Annotated in this window: 12 protein-coding genes; all 12 read right to left on the bottom strand. The window is 26.9% G+C overall.

All coding sequences use genetic code 11. The features are described from left to right. Nucleotides 1-1045: HsdR family type I site-specific deoxyribonuclease (locus ACRC8M_RS03675; protein ID WP_438527915.1), on the bottom strand; the 1045-nt coding region annotated here is incomplete at its 3' end. 29 nt (nt 1046-1074) lie between these two features. Beyond that, on the bottom strand, nt 1075-1443 hold the full coding sequence (locus tag ACRC8M_RS03670) for a HepT-like ribonuclease domain-containing protein (RefSeq protein ID WP_438527914.1): 369 nt from the start codon (nt 1441-1443) through the stop codon (nt 1075-1077). Beyond that, nucleotides 1436-1762 carry a nucleotidyltransferase family protein gene (locus tag ACRC8M_RS03665; protein WP_438527913.1) on the bottom strand — a complete coding sequence of 109 codons (327 nt, stop codon included), beginning with the start codon at nt 1760-1762 and terminating at the stop codon, nt 1436-1438. The genes ACRC8M_RS03670 and ACRC8M_RS03665 overlap by 8 nt, the downstream gene beginning before the upstream one ends. A gap of 42 nt (nt 1763-1804) precedes the next feature. Then, the gene (locus ACRC8M_RS03660) at nt 1805-2914 is read right to left on the bottom strand and encodes a hypothetical protein (RefSeq protein ID WP_438527912.1); all 1110 of its coding nucleotides are present in this window, start codon (nt 2912-2914) and stop codon (nt 1805-1807) included. Between the two features lie 275 nt (nt 2915-3189). Beyond that, nucleotides 3190-4392: a restriction endonuclease subunit S gene (locus ACRC8M_RS03655; protein ID WP_438527911.1), complete on the bottom strand. Its 1203-nt coding sequence runs from the start codon at nt 4390-4392 to the stop codon at nt 3190-3192. 1 nt (nt 4393) lies between these two features. Next, on the bottom strand, nt 4394-4999 hold the full coding sequence (gene fic, locus ACRC8M_RS03650; protein ID WP_438527910.1) for a protein adenylyltransferase Fic: 606 nt from the start codon (nt 4997-4999) through the stop codon (nt 4394-4396). Nucleotides 5000-5002: 3 nt separating this feature from the next. Next, a complete protein-coding gene (locus tag ACRC8M_RS03645) occupies nt 5003-6553 on the bottom strand; it encodes a type I restriction-modification system subunit M (protein WP_438527909.1) in 1551 nt (516 codons plus the stop codon). A gap of 166 nt (nt 6554-6719) precedes the next feature. Next, nucleotides 6720-7637, bottom strand: a complete 918-nt coding sequence (locus ACRC8M_RS03640; RefSeq protein ID WP_438527908.1) for a replication initiation protein — start codon at nt 7635-7637, stop codon at nt 6720-6722. 298 nt (nt 7638-7935) lie between these two features. Then, nucleotides 7936-8172, bottom strand: a complete 237-nt coding sequence (locus tag ACRC8M_RS03635) for a YdbC family protein (protein ID WP_438527907.1) — start codon at nt 8170-8172, stop codon at nt 7936-7938. A gap of 22 nt (nt 8173-8194) precedes the next feature. Then, the gene (locus ACRC8M_RS03630) at nt 8195-8863 is read right to left on the bottom strand and encodes a hypothetical protein (RefSeq protein ID WP_438527906.1); all 669 of its coding nucleotides are present in this window, start codon (nt 8861-8863) and stop codon (nt 8195-8197) included. A gap of 43 nt (nt 8864-8906) precedes the next feature. Continuing rightward, nucleotides 8907-9611 carry a ParA family protein gene (locus ACRC8M_RS03625; RefSeq protein WP_438527905.1) on the bottom strand — a complete coding sequence of 235 codons (705 nt, stop codon included), beginning with the start codon at nt 9609-9611 and terminating at the stop codon, nt 8907-8909. Between the two features lie 10 nt (nt 9612-9621). After that, nucleotides 9622-11085 carry a hypothetical protein gene (locus ACRC8M_RS03620; protein ID WP_438527904.1) on the bottom strand — a complete coding sequence of 488 codons (1464 nt, stop codon included), beginning with the start codon at nt 11083-11085 and terminating at the stop codon, nt 9622-9624. Nucleotides 11086-11330 lie beyond the last annotated feature (245 nt).

The raw sequence follows: 11330 nt of genomic DNA, 5'->3' as shown, positions 1-11330 counted from the left end.
CTTTCATTGTTTGATAATCTAAATCTTTTCTATCTACAACAAAGAATACCTTATCTATAAAATCTAACTCTGTAGCTAAACGTGCAGCTTTAAAACTTGTTAAAGTTTTTCCTGATCCTGTGGTATGCCAGATATACCCCCCACTTTCAAGAGTCTTCCACTTTTTAGCTAAATATGAACTTTTTATCTTCCATAAGATTCTTTCTGTTGCAGCTATTTGATAAGGTCTCATAATTAGTAGTATGTTATTAGAATCAAAAACAGAGTAGTGTAACAGTATATCTAATAGCGTATTCTTTTGAAAAAACGTTGCAGTAAAATCTTTTAAATCTCTAATCAGAGTGTTATCAGATTTTGCCCAGTTCATAGTAAAGTCAAAACTATTTTTATCTCTCTTAGTAGTGTTAGCAAAGTATCTTGTATCTGTACCATTTGAAATTACACAAATCTGAAGATATTTAAATAAAGAGTTATCAGCATTAAAGCTCTCTTTAGTATATCTATTAACCTGATTAAATGCTTCACGAATAGCAATTCCACGTTTCTTTAGTTCTACTTGAATTAAAGGTAATCCATTTACTAATATGGTCACATCATAACGATTGCTTTGAGTTCCTTTTTGTTCAAACTGTGAAATAACCTGCAACTTATTTCTACTCATATTTTTCTTATCAACAAGGTAAATATTTTTAATTCGACCATCATCAAAGGTAAAATCATAAATATAATCATCATGAATTTTACGAGTTTTATCTATATAGTTGTCACTTGGTTTATCTAAATACTCCTCACAAAATCTTTTCCACTCAGAGTCTAGAAATTTAACTTCATTAAGAGTTTCTAGTTGTATTCGAATGTTTTTTAACATCTCTTTTGTATTAATAAGCTTAGGTAAGTATTCATAACCTTGATTTTGTAAGTCTTTTATAAGTTCTTCTTCTAATTGAGCTTCAGTTTGATAACTTACACCTTGTTGAGCTATTTTGTTGTATTTATCTAAAACTATAAAGTTATTGGTTTCTGTAATTGGTTTATATTCAGCCATAAGATTTTCCCCTTTGTTTTTAAGTTTGTTTAATTTTTTTCCAGCTCTCTTATTTTTTTTATATAATCTAACAATTCATCCATTTCATCTACTGAGATTTCATAAATCATTTGAATACTAGTCCCCCAATATTCATGTATCAATCTATTTCTAACTCCTTTTATTCCTTCCCAATAACTTTTATTATCATAGATTTTAGTTAAAATATCTTTATCTAATTTTTGTATTTGAGTAATAGCTTCTCCTATTTTTTCCAACTGTCTTTCTATATACCCAATGCTTTTTTTATCTAAAGCAAAATCGTTAAATGACTTATTTGTCATCTCCTCTTGAATATACTCAATAAACTCTTCAACATCATAAGTAAACTGTATTATATTTCTTTTGGCTTTAGACATATATCACACTTCCTAATATTTCTTCTTTTACCTTTTCTTTATAGTCTTTTACATCTGGGTTTTTAAATTTATAATCAAATACACTTTTTTCAACTAAGTCTACTTTCTTTCCAAATGTATTCTCTAACTCCTCTTGTAAAGCACAAAAATTTCTATACATACCTTTTTTAAACTCTATTTTAACAATTATATCTATATCACTGCTGTCAGTTTCTTCTTCTCTAGCATAACTTCCAAATAATCCAATTTCTAAAATTGAATATTTTTCTTTATCCAATGCTTTTAAAATAGATAAAATACTTTCTTTATTGATTTTCATTTTATCACCTCATCTTTAAATATTATAACATGAATATACTTTCTATTTAATCCTCTTTTCAAGTTCTTTTAGAGCTTTCATATCCTCAATTATTGATAGTTCTCCAAATAGTATTATTCTTTCTCTTATTGGAAGTTTGCTATTTAATATTACTAATGATAATCTTTCCTTTTCAATATCAAGTTCACTTTTTTCTGAAACTTCAATTTCTGGTTCTACTATTCTCATAGGTTCTTTTTTTACTTTTACTTTTTTAGAATCTATTATATCTTTAATTTTAGAGTTTAAAATCTTAGAAAAATTTTCTATTTCATAATTATATTTATACAATTCATTTAGTCCTTTTATAATATCTGCTTCAGAATACTTTAAAACTAATTTATCCATAGCCTTTTGTGAATAAGCACTATCCACATAAATATTCTTACGAGCTTTTAAAACAGCCTTTAAGAGCTTCTCAGACATACTATTTTCTTTAACCTCGATAACACCTTTATCTAATCTAAGGAATTTTATTTCTTTTGTTTTTCTTCCAACTTTAATTTCAGTATAAGAATAATCATATTGCTTATTCTTTTCATTTATTTCAACTAAAGCTTTATCTAATACATATCTCTTAAAATCATATACAGATTTATATTTAGACTTAGTATGCGTTAGGTCTTTTAATTCCTCTATTTTAAAAATTGGAAGATTAACTTTTTCATATTTCTTAAAGATTTCATAGAAGATAATTGAATATACACATTTATATGATTTTTGCTCAATCAATTGAATAGTAGTATAATACAAATCTTTTTGATCAATAACAGTTTCATATATCTTTTCTGTTAAATGAATAACAAATATTCCACTTTGCTCTTCCCACTGAGATAATAAATTAAAAACTCCCCAAACTTTTCCTCTTGAATCTTTACTTACAATTCTATTTTCTGTTAATGTTATTAATACTTTGATTAATTCTTCTTTATCTTCAGACATACTTAATGCTGTAAATACTTCTGATGCCGATATTTCAATTATATTTGACTTTAAAAATTGTGCTTTATGCAAAATATAGTTATATGTCAAACTTCCTAAGTTAGATATTGGTGTTCCCACAAGTTCAATAAGTTCATTTGGTTTATTTAACGAAATTTTCTTCAAATTCACCTTATCATCTCCTTAAAATAATCTTAAGTATATTATATATTATTAACGGAAATATTGAAATATATTTTTTCCGTTGGAATAAGGAAACTTTCCGTTAAAGTAAGGATTTTTTCCGTTGAGATAAGGATTCTTTCCGCTAAAGTAAGGAAACTTTCCGTTGAGTACCCACTTTACCCATTGATTTTATTAGGGATTCAGAACCCGTAAATCTTATAAATATTGTAAATATTACAAACAAGAAAAAAAGAGGAGAAAATCTCCTCTAAAATCTAAAATTAAACCTCCAACTTTTTAAATGTAAGTAGTTTATCTCTATAGTATTCATATTGTTGTTTTCTTGCTTTGATTTCCGCAGGCAAGCCTTGTGAAATATCGTTGCAAAGAGCATCAAAACGGTCGAGAATATCAACAATGCGTTGTTGCTTGGCTAATGGTATTTTCGGAATAACAATATCTAAAATTTGATCTTTTTTTAAATTTGTTTGATCTACTCCATTATCATACTTCAATAATTGTTGATTACGCATTAAATAATAATACAAAAATTTTGGTTCAATCTCTTTACTATTTGTTACTGTTAAAGAACAAATTCTTTGGTTTAATGTGTAAGTATCATTCTTATCAACAAAGTAACATTTTGCAAGAGCCTTTCCGTTAGGTAGATCACTCATTACCATCAATATATCCTTAACAAAAATTGGGGTTAGCTGTTCATTGGAATATTTTTTTACATCCCCATCTGAAGAAATAAATTTTGAATTTACAACTATGTATTTTCCATTTTCATCTATAACTTTCTCATGACCTTTTCCATTCATAAAATTTACATACGCTCTTAACGGAAAAAATGAAACGTCTTTTCCAAATGTCAATAAATTTCTTTTATAATATTCATACTGCTGTTTTCTCATTGTAAGCTCTGTTGTAAGCTCTGTTGTAAGCTCTGTAAATATATCTAAAATACGCACAATCTCCTCTTGTACTGGTAATGGTGGTAGGGGGATTAATATTCTTTTTAAAACATCTACTGATGCAACGTTTTTTATTGCTCCACCTCTTGCATTATCATTCATTTCTTTAGTAATGGTATTTTCAAAAAAGTATTTTAAATATTTCATATCAATATTTTTATTTGCTGTTAATTTTAATAAAGCTTGATTTATAATACCTTTCGGTGCGTCTAAAGGTATTATTGATATTTTTCCCATTGTACCTGAACAGCTCATTATTAAATCATTTGGAGAAACTTCAAATCTTTTTAATTCATTAAATTTTTCTTGAGAAATAAAATATCTAAATTCAAATTTACCATAAATAGCGTGCTGTTGTTCATAAACAGCAAATCCTGTATTTTGAAAACATTCTTTTTTTAACGATCCTCCAAATGGACCTCTTACAAATTTACAAGCATCTCCTAACGATACCCATTTAACACCATTAGGACATAGTTCATCTATTAATTGCTGTAACTTACTCATCTTAGACCTCCTCTGTAGTATATTCGCTGTAGCCTTCATAGTAGTAACTAACGTCAATACCTTTCATAAATAGAGTACGGTCATCTATTTCAGTCGTAAGAGCCTGCTTTAAAAGATATTTAATCTCAATATCTTTAATAACACTTCTCTCCATAGCTGATAGATATTCATCTTTATCTACTAAATTCCAATCAATTACTTGCTTAATATTTTCTTTTAATATTAAATCAAGCCATATACGAGTTGCTCTTCCATTCCCTTCACGGAAAGGGTGAGCAATATTCATCTCAACATATTTTTCAATAATCTCTTCAAATGTTGTTTGAGGCATAGTATCTATATATTTTAACGAGTGCTCAAGATACATTAGTGGTGCAAAACGAAAGTTATTTTTAGCTATATTAACCTTTCTTATTTTCCCAGCAAAATCATAAATATCTTCAAATAGATATTTGTGAATGTATTGAAGTCCTTCAAACGTTCCTATCTGAACTTTATTAATATCTCCAGAGTCAAAGAGTTGCTTAGCTTTTTGTTTACTAATTTTCTCTTCCACTTTTGAAAGCTCTATCTGGCTAGTAATATTAAGTTTATTTTCTAAAATCATATTTTATTCCACCTCAATCTCTGAAACTATCTTATCTATTTCAATACGAAGCCTGTCTATATTGCTTACCGTTGCTTTTATCTTAGCATTTAGTTCTGTTATATCTATAATTTCTCTTGTATCTTTTTGCTCTACATAAGTGTTTACAGAAAGATTGTAGTTCTCTTCAGCTATTTTAGAATTATCCACAGATTTTGAAACATGGTCAATATCCTCTTTAGTATCAAATATTCTTAGAATCTCTTCAATATGCTCCTCTGTTAAGATGTTATTATTTGTTTCTTTCTTGAAGAAATCCTCTCCACTAGCATCTATAAATTGAGTTTTAGAATCGGGTTTATGCTTAGAAAGAATTAGTATATTAACAGCTATTGAAGTACCAAAAAAAAGATTAGGTGCTAACGAAATAACTGTTTCAACAAAGTTATTTTCAATTAGATACTTTCTAATTTTCTGCTCTGCTCCACCACGATAGAATATTCCAGGGAAACAAACTATAGCAGCACGACCTTTACTAGAAAGATAATTTAAACAGTGAAGAACAAAAGCAAAGTCTGCTTTAGATTTAGGTGCTAATACTCCAGCAGGGGCAAAACGCTCATCATTGATAAGAGTTGGGTCATCACTACCAATCCAATTAACTGAATATGGTGGATTTGATACAATAGCATCAAATGGTTTTTCATCTCTAAACTCTGGATGTAAAAGAGTATTTCCTAATGCTATATCAAACTTATCATAGTTTACATTGTGTAAAAACATATTCATACGAGCAAGGTTATATGTTGTGTGATTAATCTCTTGTCCATAGAAACCATCTTCAATAATATGGTCATCAAATTGCTTCTTAGCTTGTAGCAACAGTGAACCTGATCCAGCAGCTGGGTCATAAATTTTATTGATACTGCTTTGATTATGTGTTGCTAATTTTGCAATAAGCTTAGATACACTTTGAGGTGTAAAGAACTCTCCACCAGATTTACCTGCATTAGCTGCATAGTTAGAGATTAAAAACTCATATGCGTCACCAAATAGATCTATATGATTGTCTTGGAACTCTCCAAAGTTAAGACCTTCAACACCTTTAATAACAGCAGCTAAACGACTATTTTTATCTTTAACTGTATTTCCTAATCTATTACTTGTAGTATCAAAATCAGCAAATAATCCTTTTATATCTGATTCAGAAGGATAACCGTTTGCAGAACTTTCAATTCCTGAAAATATCGCTGCTAAATCTGTATTTAAGCTTTCATTAGTGTTTGCATTTTTAGCAATGTTAATGAACAGTTGGCTTGGATAAATAAAATATCCCTTTGTTTTTATTGCATCCTCTTTAATATCCTCTGTTATAACATCATCATTTAAATCTGCATATTTAAAGCTATCATCTCCAGCCTCAATGTAGTTAGAGAAGTTCTCACTAATAAATCTATAAAATAACGTTCCTAAAACATACTGCTTAAAATCCCATCCATCTATTGAACCACGAACATCATTGGCTATTTTCCAAATCTGTGATTGCAGTTCAGCTCTTTGTACTATACTCGACATTTTTCTTCCTCCATTTATATATAATAACTTTATAATCTAATAATAATATAAAGTTACTCAATTTAATTATAATTCAAGCTTTATTATATCATAAAGCCTTTACAAATAACACCTTCAAGAGAGATTAATCCACTTTCAAAATAACAATTTAGAAATGGCTTAATCTTTATTTCTTCAATACTGACTTTAAAGTTTTTATATAAATGCTAGGTGATTTCTTCTTCTGCTCATTTAGGATTTCATATCCAATACCTTGATTTTGAAGTATCTCTCTAGCTTTCATCTCATCTTCCAAAGTTAAGTCTAACTTTTTCTTTTTAGGTGTTTCTTCATAAATAGCAAAATAAATCTCTATCTTTTCTATTTTTCTACGTCCTTTTCCTTTTACTTCTTCAGGAAATCTATATATCTTTTTCTTTTCTAATTCAGCTTTAGCTTTTAAAATAATTTGTTGATTCATTTGACCTAATGTATAAGCTATTGGAACTTCTAGTACATCTCTAAATTGCTGTATTTCCATCACAAAATAACCTGTACTTTCAAACTGTTTCAACAACATATACAATCTTTTAGCATACTTTCCATTTATGCCTTTTAACTCTGCATCTTCTAATAGCAGTATCTCCTGTTTTTTATGTTTTAATTCATTATCCCAATAGTCTAACTCTTTAACTGTTAGAGGTTCTTTCTTATTGGCTTTATCTATTATGTGAATATCATGTTTATAGAAAAGAAAAGGAATAAACAGTGAGGGTATCTCTATCTTCAAAGTTTCATCATCAATTTCTTGAGTTACAAATATACTTCCAGATATTCCATAACCTTTTTCTTTATCAATTTCATATCTTTTCGAAACTGTTAAACCACGAATGAACTCACTAAACTCCTCTTTAGTATAGGGTCTAGTTGTAGAAGCTTCCCATATTTCACGCTTCTTTATTGTGATAACTCTATCTTTTATCTCTAACCCTTTATTCCACTTATTAAACTCTTTTAATAGCCACCCGAAAGCATTTACAAAAATCTCTTTTTCAAAGTATATTGGTAGTCTATTTAACTGTTTATTGAATCCAATTTTCCCCATTTTTCACCTCAAATAATATCTAATAACTAATTATATCATAATATGTTATTTTTATAAAAACATATTATACTTTTTACTACAATTTACATATTATATTCACTACAATTAGCATATTATAACTACTACAATTTACATATTATGTTACTACAATTTACATATTATAATTTTACGCTATCCCCTTTCGACCATTGAATTTACTAGGCTAAAATGGTATTAGTTTTTTTCTAATAGTCTTTAATAGTCTTTAAGGGTCTTTAAATAGTAAGAAGACAAAATAAAAAGGATGCTAAAAGCACCCTTACATATCTAAGTTTTCTATATCAATTGAATCTAAAATTTCTTTCAATGCTATTAATTCATCTTTAGACAAAGTTATCCCTTTTCCCATTTTCTCATGATCTTCATCCCAATCACGAATATCTATTTTTGGTTTTCTAGAATTCCAAGAAATTATATTAACTTCTTTTTTCCATCCTTTAGCACCTTCTCCAATTGTTCCTAAATTTTCAATAATCTCAAATTTTATTTCTGCCACCTTTAATCCCCCTTATGAAGATTTATTTATTTAAAATTTTATTTATTTTTTCTAAATATTTTTGTAATTCTAGTTTTTCTTTTTCTTTTAAAGTTTCTATTTTCTTGTCAAAATCAGAAAATAAATTTATATAATCCTTAAAAGAAAAATCTATTAAATTCCAATTTTCTTCCTTAACTTCAATATTTTTAGCATTTATATTATTTATCAACTCTCTTTTAGATATTCCATTATTTAAAAGCTCTATAAACTCTTTATTTTCGTATATTTTATCTATTATGTTTTGTGATAATGTAAGTACAATATTTTTGCTCTCTTCTTTTGCTTCATTAAAAACAAAATATCGTTTTCTATATCTAAGAGCTGTTTGCTTATTAAAGTTATTTAACTTTAGCCACTTTTCATAAACACCTTCAGAACTTCCTTGTTTTGATAGCCTTTCAAAAACATCTGTCAAAACTTCACCTATTAAAATTACACTTTTAGCTTGTATATTAAATAACTTTAAAGTGTTTTCTTTTAAAAATTTAACTAGGTCTTTATCTTCTGAAATAGAGTTAATTACTTCTAAATCCAATACATCTTTTAATTCATCTTCTGTTATTGCTTTGTCAACTACTATAGTTTCTTCTTTTTTTCCTTTTTCTTGTAACTGCTCTTTTAATCTATTCGTTATATTTGTTTTTTTCAACTTTCCCCTCCAAGTTTTTACTAAGTACCAAGTTGGTACTTAGTTATCTTTTTTCTAAGATTTTTATAATTTCTAATAAAACATTCTGAACTGCTTGAGCTTCTTTGTTATTATATTCCCAAATTGTTTTCTTTTTATCTAAAATCTGCTCTATAAAAGATAAATTTTGAATTGGTTCTGGAAAATTTATATTTAAATCTTTTAAATCATTTTTTAATATTTGATAATATTTTGTTTGAACTAAAGTTGGTTTATATTTATTTATAACTATTGATAAGACTTTTTTTATATCAATTTCATTTAATAAATTAACCATTCCTTCTATTGTTACCTCATCTGCAAATCCAATAATCACAATATCATCACTCTCATTTAAAAAAACCTTATCCAACTTTAATACTGGCGTGCTATCTATTAATATATAATCGTACTCTTTTTTACATTTCTCTAAATATATTGGTAGGTCTTTTAAAAACTGACTTGAAAATTTATTATCTTCTAATGGTAAAAAAAATAAATTATCTCTTAATCTAAAATACTCTCCTGTTCCATTTTTTACTTCTTCTTTTAAGCCATTTTTAAATTGTTTAGATCCATCATATAAAAAATTAAATAAATTATTTTGAGAATCTGAGGTTAATATTAAAACTTTTTTTTCTAAATAAGCCAAACCAGATGCCAATTGTGCTGTAAAGAAAGTTTTTCCTACTCCACCTTTATTATTTTTTATACTTATAATTTTTCCCATTATTCCCTCCCTATCTCAATTTCTCTGCTATAGTTTTATCTATATCTTCTATGGTTAAATTGTTTAAAATAAATTTTCTATTTAGTTTTAAAAGAATTTCTTTTTTTAATTCTATTATTTTTTCGTCTGATAAATCAAGTACAACTTTATAAATATCTATACTCTTGCTTATATATTCATTAAAAAGAATTATATTAGTTAAAATACTTTGCTCCTCTTCTAATTTTTGATCTATTTTTTCAACTATACTCTCATCTATTATCAACTGATTTTTTAAAATATACTCACCTATTAATTTTCTTTTAGCTGCTCCAAAAGCTAGTTTCTGAATTTTAGTTTCTTCACCACATTCTAATATATATGCTTTATAAACTTTTTCATCTAAATTATTTTTCTCATCTTCGGAAAGAGAATTATAATAATTTAATTCTCTTTCATAATTTTGTACAACTTTATCTTCATCTACCATTTCTATTATTTCTATATTGTCTTTTTCTAAAACTTTGGATTGTAATATTATATCTTCTGCCCAGTTGTTCTCTAGAACTTTTAAAAAATAAGCTCTTGGACTTTTAAGATTTTTCTGTTTTGATAAATAGAGTGCTGCCTTCATAACTTTTTCAAATCCATATCTTTCTATATTATCTGAAATTGTCTTTGGCATTGATTTTAATTTTTTTGCTATTGTTGGGAAAATATTAAAAATCTTTTCTATCATTTCCTTAGTAACTTCAAAAGGGTACTCTTCTTCATTTGATACAACTAATAAGTCATGCTCCGTATCTGAGATTGCAAGTGATGTAGAAATTCTTTTAAAATCATTTAAATCATCAAAAAATCTCTCTTGTTTTTCATTTATAGTTTCTTCATTAAAATAGATTTCTATTTCTGATTTTTCCCATGTACTTTCTTTTATAAAACTAAAAGATTCAATTAAATTTTTATCTTTCAATTCTTGTAAATTACTTTCAAGTATTTTTATAGTTCTACTCATATGACTCTTTGAATATTTTAAAGGAATTCTTTTAATTAAAAATAATGTATCTATTTTTAAATATAATTCATTGAATCTTAATTTTTCAATAAGCATATAGATTGTACGAGCTGTGCTTGTATCTATACTCAATAAAATGTCAGAATTATAAACTAAATATCCTTTGGTGACGATATTATTATAAAAGTGGTCTGAAACACAAATTTCATAAACTTCTTTAACTCTATTATCATTTATTTCTTTTTTGATTTTAATATTATTTTTATCTTCTAATCTTAGAATTCTTAAGGACATTATAGCTGTTTGAACTTCTTCAGATAAAACTGTTTTTTTCTCACTTGAATACATAGTATTTTTAAAATTGTACGTTGTTGAAGATAATCTTAATAAAGCATCTTTAACAATTGCTATATATCTTCCTGTATTTAAACTTAACTCCTCTTTCAATTCTTTAGATGTTACTATAAACTTTCTAGGCATACCTCTCTGTTTCATAATTTTCATCAAAGCTATAAAGACTTTTTCTTCAGCTTCCCCTGGAATATAATTCCCAGCTGATGGAATTACTGTTATAAAAGTATCTTTATTTTATAGCAATAGGTAAGGCTTTGAATTTATCTCTACCTTTTCCCCTGCTCCACACCGTGCATGCGACTTTCACCGCACACGGCGTTCCATCATAATTTTAAATTTTATTTATGTTTAGAAAGTGTTTTTAATATTCT

Origin of the sequence: Cetobacterium sp. (assembly GCF_051653945.1) — a bacterium.
Classification (GTDB): domain Bacteria; phylum Fusobacteriota; class Fusobacteriia; order Fusobacteriales; family Fusobacteriaceae; genus Cetobacterium_A.
The sequence above is the reverse complement of the archived record's forward strand: the minus strand, read 5'-3'. Positions and strand labels throughout refer to the sequence as shown.